The organism is Paucibacter sp. KBW04, assembly GCF_003852425.1.
Classification (GTDB): domain Bacteria; phylum Pseudomonadota; class Gammaproteobacteria; order Burkholderiales; family Burkholderiaceae_C; genus Paucibacter_A.
Map to the genome: position 1 here is coordinate 138,575 of NZ_QAJN01000018.1, position 18,057 is coordinate 156,631.

Here is an 18,057-nt window from a genome sequence, read left to right on the forward strand (position 1 = left end):
ATTTTGACGTAAGGGACCGTCGACACATTCGCGAAGTTGGGAAGTGGGGATGCTGCTGTTGGATGCGCGTCGGCGAACAAGCGGACGGGCCTTCGGCTGGCCTGAACAGGCCACCCTGCGCGACAGAGCTTCGCTTTAAGCCCAGGCCGGTTACCCAAAAGGCGAAGCGAAAAAGAGGTGGTCCGCAGTCCGACTGCAATTAAAAACCGTCTGGCCAAAGTGCTGGATATAAAGGGAGCAAGCTGAATGACGACAAGCGACATCACAAACTCGGTGCGGGAACGTTCCCGGCCCATGACCCCTGAAGAGAAAAAGGTGATTGCCGCCTCTTCGGCGGGAACAATCTTCGAGTGGTACGACTTCTACCTCTACGGCGCGCTGGCCGCGATCATCGGGGCGCAGTTCTTCACCGCCTTCCCCGAAAACACACGCAATGTGTTCGCCTTGCTTGCCTTCGCAGCCGGCTTCATCGTGCGTCCGTTTGGCGCCCTGGTGTTCGGCATGCTGGGCGACATGATCGGACGCAAGTACACCTTCCTGATGACCATCGTCATCATGGGTGTTTCGACTTTCCTGGTCGGCGTCTTGCCCAACTACGAAAGCTGGGGCGTTGCGGCTCCCATCATCCTGATCTTGCTGCGCATGGCGCAGGGCCTGGCGCTGGGCGGCGAGTACGGTGGTGCAGCGATCTACGTGGCTGAGCATGCGCCAGCCAACCAGCGTGGCTACTTCACGGCCTTCATCCAGACCACGGCGACCTTGGGCCTGTTGCTGTCCTTGATCGTGATTCTGTCGGTGCAAGGCTACGTCAATGGCAACTATCCCGACGTGCCCCTGATGAAGGACGGCATCGCGGTGTTGATGGCCGACGGCACACCGCAGATGGTCAAGGCATTCAATGCCTGGGGCTGGCGCGTGCCCTTCATTGGCTCGATCTTCCTGCTGCTGATCTCGCTCTACATCCGCCTGCAGATGAACGAGAGCCCGGCCTTTAAGAAGATGAAGGAAGAGGGCCGCACCTCCAAGGCACCGCTGAGCGAAGCCTTCGGCAACTGGAAGAACGGCAAGATCGCCCTCATCGCGCTGTTCGGCCTCGTCGCAGGTCAGGCCGTGGTTTGGTATACGGGCCAGTTCTACGCGCTGTTCTTCATGCAGAACGTGATCAAGATCGACAGCTTCACGGCCAACGTGATGGTGGCCTGGTCCTTGATCCTGGGCACGGGCGGCTTCCTGTTCTTTGGCGCGCTGTCCGATCGCATCGGCCGCAAGCCCATCATCCTGGCGGGCTGTCTGCTGGGTGCCGTCACCTTCCTGCCTCTGTTCGGCTTGCTGACCAAGACGGCCAATCCCGCGATCTACAAAGCGCACCAGACGCCCGTTACGGTGACCGTGAACGCGCAAGACTGCTCGTTCCAGTTCAACCCCACGGGAACGGCCAAGTTCACTTCGTCTTGCGACATCGCCAAGGCACAACTGGCTCGTACCTCGGTGAACTACACCACCTTGGAAGGTGCAGCGCCTGGCACCTTGGCGGTGGTGAAGGTCGGCGAAACGTCGATCCCGGCGTACGACGCGGGCAAGCTCGCCGGCGACGATTTGAAGAAGGCCAAGACCACGTTCGACTCCGCGCTGAATGCGGCGCTGAAGCAGGCGGGCTACCCGATGGTTCCGGCCGACAACTCGAGCATTGCAAAGGCCCAGCACTTCTTCGACATCTTCACGGCGCAGAAGCTGACGATCATCGCCATCCTGACCTATCTTGTCATCTTGGTGACCATGGTCTACGGCCCGATCGCCGCGATGCTGGTTGAACTGTTCCCGACCCGCATCCGCTACTCGGGCCTGTCGCTGCCGTATCACATCGGCAATGGCTGGTTCGGTGGCCTGATGCCGGCGACCGCCTTCGCGATTTCGGCGCAGACCGGCAACATCTACTCGGGCCTGTGGTACGCCATCGTGGTGGCCGTCATGACGGTGGTCATCGGTATGTTGCTGGTGCCGGGTGGTACCCACAGGAAGGACATCTTCGCTGGCGACGGCGGCAGATAAGCCCATCTCGATTGCCGGGCCGAGGCTTCCGCGAAGCCACGGCCCGGTGTGCATTTGACAAGGGAGATGCCGCTTTGACCGATCTCGTGCTTTCACAATTGACCGACCTTTTTCGCTTTGGACTGATCATCGCTCTCGTGGTGACGATGCAGAGAACCGCGGCGGTGACAGGGCGCGTCCTGCCCCTGGCCATGGGCGTGGTGTTCGTGGCTGTCATGATCCCCGCCACCATGCCTAGCGGTTCGGTGAGTATGACCCACGCCATCCTTGCTGGGCTGGTGTCCAACGCCATCATATTGATGCCCGTGCTGGCCGGTGCGTGGCTGATCGCGCGACTGCGGCGCTGAACAAGGCAGAAGAATCGGTGGCGGCGAACCCCGCCTGGGCCGCCCGCCGCAAATTGCCACCGGCCGCGTGCCCTGATTTTCGACACTTGTCGGCCAGGCGCGCTCGCAGTATGGTGCGCGCCATCTGTACATCCAATGGAATTCCAATGAAATTCAAACTCCTGGCCATCGCGGCCGCTGCTGCCTTGAGTAGCGGTATGAGCGGCCTTGCCCTGAGCTCGGCCTGGGCCGCCGAAGCAAGCGCCAATGTGGGCGCGGTGGTCTCCAGCGAAGGCCGTTTGGCCGTCAAGTTTGAAAAAATTCGCCTGGCCAATGGCTTTGAGGTGATCTTGGTGGAAGACCACCGCCTGCCCCTGGTGGCCTTCAATCTGTGGGTGCATGCCGGGCCGCAAAACGAGGCCAATGGCCAGACCGGCTTTGCCCATTTGTTTGAACACCTGCTGTTCGCCGGCACCAAGCACATCCCGCGCGGCGAGGCCGACAAGATCGTCGAGGCCGCGGGCGGCACCGACTCCAACGGCTCCACCAATTTCGACCGCACCAACTACTTCTTCACCCTGCCCAGCAATCAGCTGGAGCTGGGGCTGTGGATCAAGTCCGACATGCTGGGTTACATGATCGACAATGTCGACGCCGTGGCCCTGGCCAATCAGCAGGACGTGGTGCGCAATGAGCGCCGCCAGTCGGTCGAGAATCGCCCCTACGGCATCGTCGAGGAGGCGGTCTACCAGGCCTTGTTCCCCGAGGGCCACCCCTACCGCGCCACCGTGATCGGCTCGCACGCCGACATTCAGAGCATCAAGCTGGAAGACGTCAAGGCCTTCTCGCGCACCTATTACCGCCCGAACAACGCCACCCTGGTGCTGGCCGGTGACTTCAAGCCGGCCGAGGCCAAAAAGCTGTTGCAGAAGTATTTCGGCACGCTCAAGGCGGGTGATCCGGTGCCGCCGGCGCATGCGGCTCAGCCTGTGATTGCGGCAGAGAAGCGCGTCAAGGTGACGGACCGGGTGGAGCTCTCGCGCCTGAATCTGGCCTGGCACACGCCCGCCATTTTCCAGGCCGGCGACGCCGATCTGGATGTGGCCGGCTACATCCTGGGCGGCGGCAAGGCAAGCCGCCTGCATAAAAAGTTAGTTTACGAAACCCAGCTGGCCCAGACGGTGCAGGTGGCCCAGGAATCGCTGGCCCTGGGCTCGGTGTTCGGGGTGGAAGTGGTGGCGCGGCCCGGCAAGTCATTGGACGAGATCGAGGCTTTGGTCGATGGTGAACTGGCCGAGCTGGTGAAGAACCCGCCCTCGAATGAAGAGTTGCAGCGCGCCCGTGCCGCCATCGAGACCAATCTGCTCTCGCGCATGGAAAAGGTCGGCAGCCTGGCCGATCTGCTCAACCATTACAACCAGATGGCCGGCGACCCCGACTTCGTCGGCAAGGACCTGGCCCGCTACCGCGCCGTCACGCCCGAGTCGGTGCGTGCCGCAGTGATCAAGTATCTGGACAAGAACAAGCGCGTGGTGGTGCAGGCCACGCCGGGCGAGAAGGTCTTGGCCGCCGAGGTGCCCACCCCGCCCATGCCCACGGCCAAGGCCGAGGTGCTTAGTGCCGCCGAACGCGCCCAACTCAACCCGAGCGAAGCCTGGCGCAACAAACAGCCCAAGCCCGGCAAGGCGCTGGCGCTGAGCCTGCCCAGTGGCAAGCGCATCGCTCTGGCCAATGGCCTGACCCTGGTCCATGTGCCCAAGCCCGGCCTGCCCCTGGTCAGCGCCAGCTTGATCGTGCGTGCCGGTCAGCTGAACAACCCGGCCGACAAGCCGGGCCTGGCCAGCTTCACCGCCAGCATGCTGCAAGAAGGCACGCAAACCCGCAGCGCCCAGCAGCTGGCCGATGAGGTCGCTAACCTGGGCGCTCAGCTGACAAGCGCCGCCAGCCTGGAGGATTCACGCATCGAGCTGAGCAGCCTCAAGGCCAATTTCAAACGAGGCCTGAGCCTCTTGGCCGATGTGGCGCAGAACCCGGCCTTCAGCGAGGCGGAGTTGCAACGCAAGAAGGCGGCTCGCCTGGCCGCGCTGGCTCAGCAGCGGGAGAACCCGGCTGCCGTCGCGGCGGTGATCGCCAACCAAGCGGTTTACGGCGAGGGCCACCCCCTGGCCTTCAGCGCCCTGGGCAATGAGGCGGCGATCAAGGCCACCGATGCCGCGGCCCTGCGCCAGTTCTGGCAGCAGCAATATCGCCCCGAACAAGCGGCCCTGGTCATCGCGGGTGATGTCAGCGAGGCCGAGGCGAAAGAGCTGGCCCAGAGCTTGTTTGGCAGCTGGAAGTCGGCCCCTGCCGCGCAGACGCAAGCGGCCGCCGCAGTGCCCAAGGCCAAGCCCAGTGCGGCCCGGGTGATCCTGGTGGACAAGCCCGGCGCACCGCAGACGGCCCTGGCCGTCGTCTCCGCCGGCCCCTTGGCCCAAGACCCGCAAGCGGCGGCCATCCAGGTGATGAATACCGCCCTGGGCGGCGCCTTCACCTCGCGCATCAACCACCAGCTGCGTGAGGTCAAGGGCTATACCTATGGCATCTATTCCAACTTCCAGATGGGCCGCCAGGTGGGCGACTTCGCCATTCGCGGCAGCGTGCGCACGGATGTGACCGGCGAGGCCTTGAAAGATATGTTTGCCGAGATCGCCGCCGTGCGTGCCCAAGGGCTCAAGCCCGAGGAAACCGAGCGTGCCCGCAATGCCCAGCTCTTGACCCTGCCGGGCCTGCTGGACACCAACCGCGTCGTGGCCTCCAGCTTCGCGGGCTTCTGGTCCAGGGGCTTTGGCGAGGACTATGTCGCTCAGCTGCCGGCCCGCTTTGCCGCTGTCACGCCGGCCAGCGTCTTGCAAGCCGCCAAGACCCATGTGGATGCCGATGGCTTGATCGTGGTGGCCGTGGGCGACAAGGCCAAGATCCTGCCGCAGTTGCAGGCCTTTGGCCGCAAGCCCCTGGAGCTGCGTGATGCCGAGGGCCAGTTGATCAAGCCCTGATCAAGGTTTGTGTTTTTTAGGCTGGCAAAAGGGCGGGCCTGCGGGCGCGCCCTTTTTTTCGCCCCGGCTTTTCCGGGCTCTGTTTGGCGGCACACTGGCCGCATGAGCGAGACCGTTTTCTACAAGCTGCTGGCCATCTTCATCGCCGTGGCCATCGGTTGGTTTGTGGGCCGTATGCGCTGGCTGGGCGATGTCACGGCGGGTGGCAGCGGGGGCGACCCGGCGCGGGTGCTGTCGGCAGCAGCCTTCTACATCTTTGTGCCGGCCCTGCTGTTTCGCACCACGGCGCGGGTGGACTTCGCCACGCTGCCCTGGTTGACGTTGGCGGCATTTTTCATCCCCGTGCTGGGGCTGGCGCTGGCGGTCTACGGCCTGCAACGCGCGCGCGGGGCCGGGCGCCAGCCTGGCATGGCCGCCGCGCCCAGCGTGCAAGCCATCACCGCCATGTTCGGCAATACCTTGCAGGTGGGCGTGCCCATGGCGGCGGCCGTGTTTGGCGAGGTCGGCCTGGCCATCCACATCACCGTCGTGACCCTGCACGCCCTGAGCATCCTGACCCTGCTGACCGCCTTGGTGGAGCTGGACCTGGCGCGCGAGCGTGCCGCCGCAGCCCAGGCGCAGAGCCTGGGCCAGATCCTCGCCACCACCTTACGCAACACCGTGATTCACCCCGTCGTGCTGCCGGTGTTGGCGGGCCTGAGCTGGAACGCTTTGGGCTTGCACCTGCCCGCCGTGCTGGACGAGGTCTTGCAGATGCTGGGCACGGCCGTCGTGCCCCTGTGCCTGACTCTGATCGGCATGTCGCTGGCCTATTACGGCTTGCCCAAGAGCTTGCAGCCGGTGCTGGGCCTGGTGCTGGCCAAGCTGATCCTGCTGCCGGCTCTGGTGCTGGTCTTCGCGCATTGGGGCCTGGGGCTGAGCGGCATGCCCTTGGGTGTGGTCGTGATGATGGCGGCCCTGCCCACCGGCTCCAACGCCCTGATCTTTGCCCAGCGCTACCGCTGCTTGGAGGGCCAGACGACGGCCGCCATCGTCGCCTCCACTCTGCTGTTCATGCTGACGGCGCCGCTATGGCTGGCGCTGCTGCATCACGTCAACCCTGGAGGCTAGGCATTGGAAATGAGCAAGTTTTCTGGCAGCGGGCCGGGCGAGCAAACGAATGACGGTTGCTCCGTCGAGTTCTATCGCCGCCTGCCTTATCTGGGCGAGCTGGACGAGATCATGGGTCTGCTGCCGGCCCATTCAAGCGTCATGGAACTGGGCTGCGGCAGCGGCCGGCTGGCCGCCCGTCTGGCTGCAGCCGGCCATCGCGTCGTCGGCGTCGATGATTCCGCCGCGATGCTGAGCCATCTGCCGCCCACGGTGAGCGGCGTTCATGCGTCAATTGAAGCCATTGCCTTGCCCCAGCGCTTCGACGTTGTGCTGCTGCCCAGCCATCTGATCAACCACCCAGATGCCGATCTGCGCAGCGCCTTCGTCCGCTGCGCGGCCAGGCATCTGGTGGCGGGTGGGGTGTTTTATCTGAAGCGCCACGACCCGAGCTGGCTGCGCACCGTGCAAACCGGCTTTCTGGCCGAGCGAGACGGCGTCCGGTACGCGGCCGAAGGCGTCAGCCGCCAGGGCAATCTGCTCACCATGACCTTGGTCTACCAAGCTTTTGGCGAGCGCTGGACGCAGAGCTTCACGGCTCAGGCCCTGGAGGCTGAGGCCATCGAAGCCTTGTTGGCCGAGCAGGGTTTTGGCAAGGTGCAATGGCATGGCGAAAAGGGCTTGTGGGCAGAGGCCCGCTTGGCCCACGACACATCACAAGAACGAGCAAGAGGAGGCTACGCTTGAGCCACACCATTTCCGAAGAACGCTTGCAGCCCGGCTCCGCACGCGAGCAGGTCTGCGAGGCGCCGGCCCTGCCGCCCAGCCTGGCGCAGCGCCTGCGGCACTGGCAGTGGCGGCGCAACCGCGTGGGCCAGGCCGGTGCGGCCGTGTACCGCCTGCACAAGCCAGCTCCCAATCAGCAGGACCTGTATCTGAAGCAGGGTCGTGGCGAGGTGGCCGAGGCCTTGTTTGACGAGGCCGCCCGCCTGCGCTGGCTGGGCCAGGCTCTGCCCACGAATCAACTGCTGGGTTTCGAGTGGGATGGCGAGGAAGCCTGGCTGCTGAGCGCCGCCGTACCGGGGCGCAGCGCCTACGAATGCCTGAGGCAGCGGCCCGAGCAGGCCGCCGAGATCGCCCAGGCCCTGGGCGCCTTTCTAGCCCGCTTGCACGCCCTGCCTATCGAGGCCTGTGCCTTCAATGCCCAGCTGCCGATTCGCCTGGCTCAGGCCCGGCGGCGCCTGGAGGCGGGTCTGGTCGATGCCCAAGACTTTGATGCGGATCGCGCCGGGCAGACGGCCGAGCAGGTCTGGCTGCAGCTTCAGGCCCTGCTGCCCATGCAGACCGAACTGGTGCTGACCCATGGCGACTATTCCCTCGACAACATCTTGCTCGATGAGGCCGGTGAGGTCAGCGGCGTGATCGATCTGGGCCGCCTGGGGGTGGCCGACCGCTATCAGGACCTGGCGATTGCCTGGAATTGCCTGCAGGAGTTTGGCTCGGCCGCGCAACAAGCCTTTGTCTCGGCCTACGGCATTCCAAGCCCAGACCCGCACAAAATTGCCTTGCATCTCTGCCTTGACGAGTTCTTCTAGCCCGCCCCAGCTTTCCATCTGAGCAAGCCTTCCGATGCAAGCGCAAGACATGAGCCCACACAAAATTCTGCCGGCGCTGGCGCTGCCGCCCGATGCCTTGCGGCAAGCCTTTGTCGCGGCCTTTGCCGACTATCTGATCGGCCCTTTTGAACCCACGCCCGAGCAGTGGCCCGCTTTCTTGCAGCGCCAGGGCGTGGACCTGAGCTTGAGCCGCGCGGCCCTGCGGGTGGGCTTGGATGAGCAAACCGGCGTCGAGCTGCTGGCCTTTGCCCTGGTGGCGCCACGCCCCGAGCTGGGCCGTTGGCGCCTGGCCACCATGGGCGCCTTGCCGGCCGCGCGCGGTAGCGGGGCCGCCCCAGCCTTGTTGGACGATTTTGTTCAGCGCGCTGCGGCCCAGGGCCAGGCGGCCGTGGAGCTGGAGGTGTTTGCGCAGAATCAGCGGGCTTTGCGTCTGTATCAAAGCCGAGGCTTTGTGGCGCGACATGAGTTGCATGGCTATCTGGCCGAGCCCGGCCGTATCGGCGGCCTGGATCACCCGGTCCACGAGATCGCCCGGCCGGCCGATGCGCTGGACTGGTTGCAAGAGCAGGCCCCGCCCGATCTGCCCCTGCAGGTCTCGCCGCCCATCCTGCGCCAAAGCGCCTTGCACACATGGCGCTGGGGCCGCGCCCAGCTGATGTTCGCTCTGCCCGATGTCCACAGCCTGCAGATCAGCAGCCTGCTGGACGTCTCCGGCCCCGCCCAGCGCGATGCCCGGGTGCTGCTGCAAACTTTGGCCGCCCGCTACCCACAGCGCACGCTGCGCGTGCCGGCCCTGCAGCGACCCGAGCTGGGCGGCGAGGCCTTGCGCGAGCTGGGCTTTGAGCGGCAGGGCTTGCATCAGCTGTGGATGCTGCGAGATTTGTCTGTCGGCTGAATTTGCCTGTGCATTTTTAAAGCTAGCAATCGATGAAAATTCATATTCAAGCCATTGGTGAAGAACAGTTTGATGGCTTCGCTAGCTATCTGAACAATCATCTTTCGGACAACGGCGCCGTCGGCACGGGCTACTTCCAGCCCTTGCCTCGCCAGGCTTCGTTTTTCTCAGAAACGCGCATAGCGGCATTCCGGGTTGCCTTGGGTCGAGCCCTCACGGAGCCAGGTTGGCGGCGAGCTTGGGTGAGCCTGAATGCGCAAGAGCGCATCACCGGCCATGTCGATCTACGCGCCCTGGCCGAGCCGCACACCGAACATCGCTGCCTGCTGGGCATGGGTGTGGACCGGGACTTCCGGCAAGCCGGTTTGGGGCAAGCCTTGCTGTCGCATGCCCTGAGCTGGGCCCGGGACGAGGCGGGTCTGGAATGGGTCGATCTGCAGGTGCTGGCCGGCAATGAAAAAGCGCGGCGCTTGTATGCGCGGGCCGGCTTCGTGCAGACGGGCTTGATCCCTGCAATGTTCAAGATCGATGGGCAGGTGTTGGACTACGTTTTGATGAGTCGTCGGGTTATTCTGCCGAAATGAACCCTATTTCTTGGCGAACTGCGCTCACTCTTCTATTGCTGCTTGCGGCGGCTGCTGCCGCTTGGTTTCCTCAACTCGACGCACAAGCCAGTCAAGAGCTGGATGCCGGGATCCGGCGTGCGATGGCTACGTTTGCTACTGCACGGGTGATCAATGCGGCGATCTCAGTTCTGCAGGAGTTCTCCATCAGCGTTGGAGTGACGATTGCCATTGGCCAAGCGCTGGACCCTATCAATGACATCGTCGAACAGTTTTCGACCTTGATGCTGGTCGCGCTGGTGTCCATGGGCGTTCAGAAAGTGCTGCTTGCGATGGGCGGCCATCTCCTTGTGAAAGTCTGCGTCGTCGCGGCGATTCTTGGTACGGCGCTTGCCGTCTTGATGCGCTGGCGCTTGCCTCGCATTTGTCGTGCGGCCTTGATCGTTCTGCTCTTGATCCGCTTCGTTGTGCCTGTGGCTTTGCTGGGCAGCCATGCGGTCTTCAAGTATTTCTTGCACGAGAGCTACCAGAGCCATCAGCAAGGCCTTGATCTGGCCGCTGCGGACATGAATCAGCTCCACTCCTCTGTCGGCAAACAGCAGCAACAACAAGACGTAATCAAAGCCCCTTCTCTGCTGGACCGATTCAAGAGCGCGGTCACCCCGCCCGACCTCGGCGCGAAGTTTGAAGATCTGAAACAAGCCGCGAATCGAGTCACTGACGATTTGGTTCAGCTGATGGTGGTGTTTCTTCTGCAAACACTGCTCGTGCCACTCTTTTTCCTCTGGCTGATGATCGCCGCCGCGCGCGCGATTGGGCGCGATTTGACGAGCCATTTTCTGCGGCCAAGACAGGAGCGAATCGCTGGCGATTGAAAGGGTAGGAAGGGGACATGTTCATGGATGGGTGTCGCTGATTCATGGTCCCGAACTTCTTGGGGGATCGTGCAGACTCGCAGCTTCATGCACGTCTCCCCAGACGTTTGCCTTCAATTCGGTTGCAAGGGTGCGAGGAAATGAACGACTACGAGCGAGACATTCATGCCCATATCGAGACATGGGGATGTAGTGTGACGTCCGTCTTTGACCCCGATGGGGATGAGCCGCCGTTCACTTACTCCATTGGCATCGTGAAAACCTGCCAAGCAGCCGAACTGATTGTGGTGGGGCTACCGCCCGAGCTTGGGCATTGGCTGGTGAACGAATACAGACGCAGAGTGCACGCTGGAGAGACGTTCTCGCCTGGCATCCTGTACGGTGGCTTTTTGAGTGGCTTTGATGTCCAGTTCGGCCCGGTTGACCGGGAGCACCGTGCTGAGTACATGCGGTCTGCCACTTGGTTACACGGCGGGCCGGATTTCGAGGCGCTGCAGTTGATCTGGCCCAGCACGAGTGGCGTATGGCCCTGGGACTCGGCAGCGGACACCTTGTTTCGGGCCAATCAGCCGCTGCTCGGTGCGCTCTGTTCGTGAGCGTATGTCAGCCGTTGCTGACGCTGACCAATTCGGGCCCTGCCGCGCAAGCCCGCCACGTTTCAATGTCCCCATTGCCGCATTGCCGAACTTCGCCATAGCTTCGGCGAAAGTCAGCCGTCGGCAGAACATTCTGGCTCGGGCGTTGGGGCACAGTACATTTTCACCAAGAGGTTTTGTCGGCCCTGGAGGGTTCGCCCAAACACTTGGCCTCGCAACCCCCATCGCTTCAAACTTGGACCGAGGGTTCCCACATGTCAGACCTGAATGCAGTCTTCGCTGCGCTTCGAGAACTCATGTTGCCCTATGCTGCGAAGCTCGTACCCAGCCGGGATGATGAGCATGAGTTGTACCTGGACACACGGCATTTTCAGAAGAACAAGAAGCCGCTGTTTTTCGGCGCCGTGCAGATCAAGAAGTCCTACGTCAGCTTTCATTTGATGCCCATCTACGTCAAGCCCGAGCTGCTGGCCACCGTGTCTCCCGCGCTCAGGGCACGGATGCAGGGCAAGTCTTGCTTCAACTTCGTTAGCGTGGACCCCCATTTTTTTCAGGAGCTGGCAGCACTCACCGAAGCTGGCTACGCAAGCTACAAGGCGCAGGGCTTTGTTGAGTAGCCTGTAGGCCTCAATTTGTGGCAGGCCCCGGGCGCTGGGAGTTTGACGGGTGGCCTCCGTTCTTGACGACGACTTCGCGTTCGATGTGGGCTACTTTAGGTGCGACAAAGGAGATGACGATGTTGCAAACGCACTTCGCTCAGCGCTGCGTCCTCGAGGTTCCAAGGTGCTTGGATGGGCGCAACCCCGAAGCGGTCAGGCACTAGGCCGAGACGTGTGAGTTGCGGGTTTGCACAAGTCATCGCAAAGGCATCCAAATCTCACTCTGCGCCTCCTGACTCGGCACATCCGGCTCCATGCTGATGCGGCGGATGACGGGTGGGAGATCGCGCAGGGTCTCGCCGCTGGCGGGCAGCCAGTCGCGGTAGAGCCGCAAGACCTTGTCGAACAGGGCGGCGTCCGTGCCCTGGTGGCTTAAGCAGGCCCAGCGGCCAGCCGCTAGCTCGGACGCTTCCAGGCCTTGGCTGTTGCCCGCCAACTCGCCACGATGGCCCTCGGGCAGGCCGGCACCCAGGCCGATGCGCCAAAGTTGTGGGTCCACCTGTTCGGGGTCGTCGAAGAGGATGTTGTAGGTGGCGCTGCGACTGGGCGGCAGGCCGTTCTCGCGCCGCCAGTCGCGAAAGCGCTGCAGGCTTTGCGGCAAGTTCGCGGGCGGGCCTTGGTGGATCAGCAAGGCGATGGGAATGGCCGGCTGCTGGGGCAGGATGCGAACCTGGTCTTGGAAGTCGGCGGCATCGCTCGAAGGGCTGCTATTCATCATGGCGTGAAAATTCTCGGTCAAGGCTTGGAACTGCGCGAGTGCGGGCCAGTCGGGCTGGCGCGCGCTGCGGCGCAGGGCGGAGGGCGTGAGCCCCAGTTCACGACGAAAAACGCGGCTCAGGCTCTCCGGGCTCTCATAACCACAGGCCAGGGCAATCTCCAGCACCGTCAGCTGCGGCCGGTGCAGCAACCAGGCCACGGCTCTTTGCATGCGGCTCATCAGCACATACCTCGCCAGCGGCATGCCTAGCAGGGCGCGGAACTGGCGGTGGAAATGGCAGGGCGAGCTGGCGGCCAGGGCGCTGAGTGCTTGCAAGTTCAGCGCCGCCTCGGGTTGGCGGTCGATCTGGCTCAGCACGGCCTGCATGCGGGCGTGCATTCGCTGTGCGGGGCTCGGCGGGGTCAAAGAATCGGTCTTCATCGTGGCTTGAATCTAGCTGCCTACGCGTGATTTGACCTGACCGTTCTTGACTTGCTAAGCGTCCCGCCGTGCGCATGGCCGAGAATCGGGGCATGAGCAAGAACAAAGCCCCCGCCAAAGCCCTCGCCAAAACCGTTGCCAAATCTGCAGCCAAGCCTGTCAGCAGCGCCCCGGACCTGAGCGTCTATATGCAGGATTTAGGCAAGGCCGCCCGCCAAGCCGCCAGCCTGATGGCCGCTGCGCCCACCGCGCCCAAGAACAAGGCCTTGCTGGCCCTGGCGCGGCGCCTGCGCGCGGCCGGCAGCGGTCTGGCCAAGGCCAATGCCAAGGATGTGGCCGCCGCCAAAAAGGCGGGCCTGGCCGCGCCCCTGGTGGACCGGCTCAAGCTCACGCCCGAGATCATCGAAACCGTGGCCCTGGGCTGCGAGCAGATCGCCGCCATGCCCGACCCGGTGGGTGAGATCAGCGGCCTCAAGCGCCGGCCCAGCGGCATCTCGGTCGGCCAGATGCGCGTGCCCCTGGGCGTGTTCGGCATGATTTATGAGAGCCGCCCCAATGTGACCATCGAGGCCGCCTCGCTGGCGATCAAGAGCGGCAATGCCTGCGTTCTGCGCGGTGGCTCGGAGGCGATTCACTCCAATCTGGCACTGGCCGAAATCGTCTCGGCGGCCCTGGCCGAGGCAGGCCTGCCTAGCACCGCCGTCCAGCTGATCAAGACCACCGACCGCGCTGCCGTGGGCCTGCTGATCACCGCGCCCGAGCATGTGGACGTGATCATCCCGCGCGGCGGCAAGAGCTTGATCGAGCGCATCACGGCCGAGGCCAAGGTGCCCGTGATCAAGCATCTGGACGGCAACTGCCACAGCTATGTCGATGCTGAGGTGGACTTTGATCAGGCGCTCAAGATCATCGTCAACGCCAAGACGCAAAAGGTCAGCCCCTGCAATGCCACCGAGTCCTTGCTGGTGCATGTGGAAAGCGCGGCCGACTTTCTGCCCATCGTCGGCCACCTGCTGGCCGACAAGGGCGTGGAGCTGCGCGGCTGCCCGCGTACTCTGGCCCTGCTAGGCCCCATCAAGGGCGCCAAAATCCGCGCCGCTACCGAGGCCGATTGGAGCGAGGAATACCTGGCGCTCATCCTCAGCATCAAGGTCGTGGACAGCTTGGACGAGGCGATTGAACACATCAACCGCTATGGCTCGCACCACACCGATGCCATCCTCACCACCAACCATGCCCATGCCATGCGCTTTTTGCGCGAGGTCGATTCGGCCAGCGTGATGGTCAACACCAGCACCCGTTTTGCCGATGGCTTTGAGTACGGCCTGGGCGCGGAGATCGGCATCTCCACCGACAAGCTGCATGCCCGCGGCCCCGTCGGTCTGGAGGGTTTGACTTCGCTGAAGTGGGTGGTGTTGGGCCAGGGCGAGGTGCGGAGCTGACGGTGACTTTTTTCAGCCCAGGAACTTGCCCATGCGGCCCAGCTCGGTGCTGAGTAGCTTGTCCATGGCCTCCAGCTGTTTGGCTGTGGCTTCCGCGGATTTTTGATCGGCAGCCGCCTGCACCGCGGCTGATTCGAGCTGTTTCTTGAGCGCTGGGTCGCCCTCCTGCAGGCGCTTGAGGCCTGCGCTTTTGAGCGCGCTGCTCAGGTCCTGCTTCTCGGTCTTCAAGGTCTCGGCCTGCAAGCGGGCGCGTTGGCTCAAGGCAGCCAGCCCCGCCTGGGCCTGGGCTTGAAAGGCGGCCAAGCTGTCGCCGCCTGCGGCCTTGCCTGTGCCCAGCTCGCTGCCCTCGGGCAAGAGCAACATGCTGCCCAGTTCCAGCTTGGCCAGGTTCAGATGGGGGTTGAGCTTTTTGATTTGGGCCAGCGCGCTGCTGTTGCCGCTGCCCAGCTGCTGGCTCAAGGCTTGCAGATCGGCGGCCTTGTTGAGGTGAATGAAACGCATGGTGTTTGACTCCGACGAATGCTCGCGTTAGGCAATGAGGTTGAGCGGCTGCATTTCCGCCTTGAGCGGGGCCTGAATGCTGCGCGTGGTGATATTGCCCAGGGCCGTGACCTGGGCGTTTTTGTCTTGCACCTGGATCGACACCTCGCCCCCGCGCACCCGGTTGGCGCTGAGGAGGACGATGGGGCTGTCCAGTTGCACCACCACCTCACCGGGGTTGGCGCGCAGCTCGCAGCGGTTGTCGCTGAATAGCAGCTCGCCCTCGGCTTGGATGTAAACGGCCGGGCTGCGGCCGCGCGCGCTCAAGGTATTGCCCAGCACCGAGGCGCAGACGCCTTCGGCGGCCAGGGCGTCCCCAGCGATCAGCTTGCGGGCTTGGCGGATGAAGGCCCGGCCGGCCTGCATCACCAGGCTGCGCCGCTCGTCCAGCTTGACGGCCCGCTGCGCGCCCACCGCCGCCTGGCCAGCCAGGCCGGGCGCTTGCGTCAAGCCGGTGATCAGCAGGGCCAGGACGTTGAGCCGGCTGGGGGCCTCGCTGCTTTGCAGATCGCGCTCCACATGGTTGCCCAAGACCTCGGCCTGCTCCAGCGGCGCGCGCAAGGCCAGGCCCAACACCGCGCCGCCAAAGCCGCTGGCGACTTCATCCTGCGGGCCGATATCGCTGAGCAGGTTGTGCAGCAGGCGTGGATGGGCCACGTCAAAGGCATGAATGCCCGCCACCAACTGCTTGTCTTGGCCCGCTCGCAAACCGATGCCGCGCAGGCTGTTGCCGGCCACGGTGACTTGATCGCTGCGCTGCAAGCCTATGCCCAGCAGCAGGCGCTCGGGGTCGGTGTCGCGGCCGCCGCTGAGGCTGTCGATGGCGCTGATCTGGTTGTTCTCAATCACCAGGCTCTGCGCACTGGCGGCATCGCGCATGACGATGCCATTGCCGCAATGGTCGATCAGATTGAGCTTGATCAGCAAGCTGGAGACCGGCGCGGTGATCAAGATGCCGGCCTCGGCAAAACCGCTGATCTGGTTGGACAGGATGTGGGCCTGGTCGCTGCCGGTTTTGTCCAGGCCCAGGCCTAACTCAATGCCTGCGCCGTTCAAAACGCGCTCGCCATCGCGGCTGCATTGCAGCTTGTTCTGGCTGATGAAGGCACCGTCGGTGGCGCAGCGTATGCCGCTGCCGTGCAGGCCGAGCTGGTTGTCGCTGATGCGCAGGGCCGCACCGGGGGCGGCATAGCCCCCGGCGGCCAGGCCGACCTCGTGGCAGGCCATGACTTGGTTGCCGCTGATGCGGCTGTCCAGCAAATGGACGACGGCCCCGCGCAGTTGCAGGCCGGCTTCGGCACAGCTCATCATGTTGTCGCAGATGCGCAAGCCGGCGCAGATCAAGGCCTCGGGCGCTTCCTTGACCCTGGGCTCCAGGGCCTGAATGCCGGTGCTGGCCAGGATCAGGTTGTGGCTGATCTCGGCCGCGCCCACCAGGCCGCTGAGGGCAATGGCCGGGGATCGGAAGTCGCTATTGCCCAGCACCGCCAGCAGCAGATCGGCCAAGCGCAGGCCCAGGGCGGTGCGTACGGCGATGGCGGCGTCGCGGCCCAGAGAGAGCACGCTCAAGCCCTCGATGGCGATGGCCGCGCTGGCTTCGATCAGGAAGGCACCGCCGGGGGTGATCAGGCGGCTGGCCGGCCCCTGGCCGTGGATGCGCAAGGAGTTGGCCCCGGCGATGCGGACCGCATCCAGCAAGACATAGTCACCCTCGTGCAAGCAGACCGTGCCGCCCTGGCTCTGCACCCGGTCCACCGCCATCTGTATCGTCAGGCGGCCGCTTGCATGGGATTCGGGGGTGACGCAGGCCGTGCACATGCAGTCGCCTCCGCCGCCCTCGGGGGGCCAGGGGTGGCGGCAGTCGCTGACGCTGCCGGCGGCCACATCCCAGATGCCCAAACGGGCGTAGTGATGGTGGACGCCGCGCGGCGGCGCGCGGTCCAGGATCTCGACCGAAGCGTCCGCTGTGCGGGCGGCAATAACCCAGAAGTCCCCGCTCTTGAAGCCGCGCCCGGCCGGATCGCTGACGCTGAAATTGACGGTAATGCCATGCTCCAGCATCAGCGTCACCGTGCTGGCGGGCACGCTGATCAGGCCGCTGGATGCGGCGGCGTCCAGGTCCTGCAGCTGCACCGGCGTGCCGCTGGCATCGGTGCGGAAGACCTTGCCTTTCTGATCCCAGCGCCGCACCCGCAGATGGCGGGCGCGGGCCTGGGTGCTGTCGGGCAGCACGGCGGGCAGGAGCGCGGCGGGCAGGGCGGGGCTGAAGCTGATGCGGCGGGTGGCGTCATCCACCGTGATGCGGCGCATCTCGCCGGGCTGCTGGTTCAGCTCGCGCCAATCGTCGGTGATTTCCACCCAGTCCCCGCTGTTGAAGCGCAGCACCTCGTCGCGGCCCAGGCTGTCCAGCTCCAGCACGCTGGCCGAGACAATGCTGGCCACGCCCGTGGCCACGCTGGCGTTCTCGCGCGACCATTTGAAGGTGGCCGTGCCCAGCTGGCCGGGGTCGTGAATCTCCACCCGGTAGAGCTGGTTCTCCAGCCCCCGGTAGCCGCCGGTGGGCGGCAGCTCGCAGGGGTTGTCGCTGGGGGCAACCTCGTAGCTGCCGCTGCTCAGCCGCCCGCTGGAGGGCGCGATCACAGCGGCCCAACCGGGCAGGTCGGCGTCCGGCGTGGCGCAGCTGCTGTTGGCGGCCTCATTCGCCAGCACCCGAACCTGCCAGGCGGTTTGCTGGCGCGAGCTGGTTTCCACGCCCAGGGCGGATTCGACCAGATCGGGCTGCTGCAAATGCGTCAGTTCGCGCTGCCATACATCCAGATAGACCAGATGCCGCCCGGCCGTGGGCAGGGCGGCGGGCTGGGGCCAGTAGGGCTGCTGGGCGTAGCTGAGCGGGTCGGCGAATTGGGCTTCAGCCAGCAAGGGGTCGAACAGGCGCTTGGCGTTGAGCGCCGAGGGCGCGCCATGGTTCTCCGCCAGCAGGCCGTCCACGTACAAACGGCCTTTCTCGATCTGCAGGCCACCGGCCACGGCGCTGATCTTGAAGGCCTGCGGCGTGGTGGCGGAGACCGTGGCCGGCCCCAGGGTGTCGCTGGCCAGGGCGCGTAGGCGGCGGTCGATCAGGGCCACCAGCTCATTGGCGTCGGCGTCCAACAGCACGGCCCCTTGCTTGAGGTTCAGGCCGGCGTAATCGAGCAGCGGGTTGTGGCGGATACGGGAGAGATCGGTGCTCATGGTGAG

15 protein-coding genes are annotated in these 18,057 nt (G+C 64.4%); 12 read left to right on the forward strand and 3 right to left on the reverse strand.

The features are described 5' to 3' along the window. Window positions 1-246: 246 nt before the first annotated feature. From DBR47_RS22115 to DBR47_RS22165, 11 genes are all read left to right on the forward strand, one after another. Window positions 247-2,049, forward strand: a complete 1,803-nt coding sequence (locus tag DBR47_RS22115; RefSeq protein ID WP_231512449.1) for an MFS transporter — start codon at window positions 247-249, stop codon at window positions 2,047-2,049. A 74-nt stretch (window positions 2,050-2,123) separates the two neighbouring features. Continuing rightward, window positions 2,124-2,396 carry a hypothetical protein gene (locus DBR47_RS22120; RefSeq protein WP_124454193.1) on the forward strand — a complete coding sequence of 91 codons (273 nt, stop codon included), beginning with the start codon at window positions 2,124-2,126 and terminating at the stop codon, window positions 2,394-2,396. Window positions 2,397-2,542: 146 nt separating this feature from the next. Further along, complete coding sequence (locus DBR47_RS22125; protein ID WP_231512450.1) at window positions 2,543-5,407, forward strand: pitrilysin family protein; 2,865 nt, start codon at window positions 2,543-2,545, stop codon at window positions 5,405-5,407. 102 nt (window positions 5,408-5,509) lie between these two features. Then, on the forward strand, window positions 5,510-6,517 hold the full coding sequence (locus tag DBR47_RS22130) for an AEC family transporter (protein ID WP_124454195.1): 1,008 nt from the start codon (window positions 5,510-5,512) through the stop codon (window positions 6,515-6,517). Window positions 6,518-6,526: 9 nt separating this feature from the next. Then, on the forward strand, window positions 6,527-7,243 hold the full coding sequence (locus DBR47_RS22135; RefSeq protein ID WP_124454197.1) for a bifunctional 2-polyprenyl-6-hydroxyphenol methylase/3-demethylubiquinol 3-O-methyltransferase UbiG: 717 nt from the start codon (window positions 6,527-6,529) through the stop codon (window positions 7,241-7,243). After that, window positions 7,240-8,091, forward strand: a complete 852-nt coding sequence (locus DBR47_RS22140) for an APH(3') family aminoglycoside O-phosphotransferase (protein WP_231512451.1) — start codon at window positions 7,240-7,242, stop codon at window positions 8,089-8,091. Before DBR47_RS22135 ends, DBR47_RS22140 begins: the two co-directional genes overlap by 4 nt. A 49-nt stretch (window positions 8,092-8,140) precedes the next feature. After that, window positions 8,141-9,007: an N-acetyltransferase gene (locus tag DBR47_RS22145; protein ID WP_197047223.1), complete on the forward strand. Its 867-nt coding sequence runs from the start codon at window positions 8,141-8,143 to the stop codon at window positions 9,005-9,007. A 32-nt stretch (window positions 9,008-9,039) separates the two neighbouring features. Beyond that, complete coding sequence (locus DBR47_RS22150) at window positions 9,040-9,591, forward strand: GNAT family N-acetyltransferase (RefSeq protein ID WP_124454203.1); 552 nt, start codon at window positions 9,040-9,042, stop codon at window positions 9,589-9,591. Next, window positions 9,588-10,445 carry a hypothetical protein gene (locus DBR47_RS22155; protein ID WP_124454205.1) on the forward strand — a complete coding sequence of 286 codons (858 nt, stop codon included), beginning with the start codon at window positions 9,588-9,590 and terminating at the stop codon, window positions 10,443-10,445. Before DBR47_RS22150 ends, DBR47_RS22155 begins: the two co-directional genes overlap by 4 nt. Window positions 10,446-10,585: 140 nt before the next feature. Then, on the forward strand, window positions 10,586-11,041 hold the full coding sequence (locus tag DBR47_RS22160; RefSeq protein WP_124454207.1) for a DUF4262 domain-containing protein: 456 nt from the start codon (window positions 10,586-10,588) through the stop codon (window positions 11,039-11,041). A gap of 296 nt (window positions 11,042-11,337) precedes the next feature. Continuing rightward, on the forward strand, window positions 11,338-11,658 hold the full coding sequence (locus tag DBR47_RS22165; RefSeq protein WP_197047224.1) for a hypothetical protein: 321 nt from the start codon (window positions 11,338-11,340) through the stop codon (window positions 11,656-11,658). A 238-nt stretch (window positions 11,659-11,896) separates the two neighbouring features. On the opposite strand, the gene DBR47_RS22170 is transcribed toward DBR47_RS22165, so the two are convergent. Continuing rightward, window positions 11,897-12,838 carry a GyrI-like domain-containing protein gene (locus DBR47_RS22170; protein ID WP_124454209.1) on the reverse strand — a complete coding sequence of 314 codons (942 nt, stop codon included), beginning with the start codon at window positions 12,836-12,838 and terminating at the stop codon, window positions 11,897-11,899. A 188-nt stretch (window positions 12,839-13,026) separates the two neighbouring features. Here DBR47_RS22170 and DBR47_RS22175 point away from each other — a divergent pair, with 188 nt between their 5' ends. Then, window positions 13,027-14,280, forward strand: a complete 1,254-nt coding sequence (locus DBR47_RS22175) for a glutamate-5-semialdehyde dehydrogenase (protein WP_231512455.1) — start codon at window positions 13,027-13,029, stop codon at window positions 14,278-14,280. A 12-nt stretch (window positions 14,281-14,292) separates the two neighbouring features. Here DBR47_RS22175 and DBR47_RS22180 read toward each other — a convergent pair whose 3' ends face one another. Both DBR47_RS22180 and DBR47_RS22185 read right to left on the reverse strand, forming a co-directional pair. After that, a complete protein-coding gene (locus DBR47_RS22180) occupies window positions 14,293-14,781 on the reverse strand; it encodes a hypothetical protein (protein WP_124454213.1) in 489 nt (162 codons plus the stop codon). 27 nt (window positions 14,782-14,808) lie between these two features. Then, entirely contained in the window at window positions 14,809-18,051 is a 3,243-nt protein-coding gene (locus DBR47_RS22185; protein WP_124454215.1) for a DUF6519 domain-containing protein, read from the reverse strand. Window positions 18,052-18,057 lie beyond the last annotated feature (6 nt).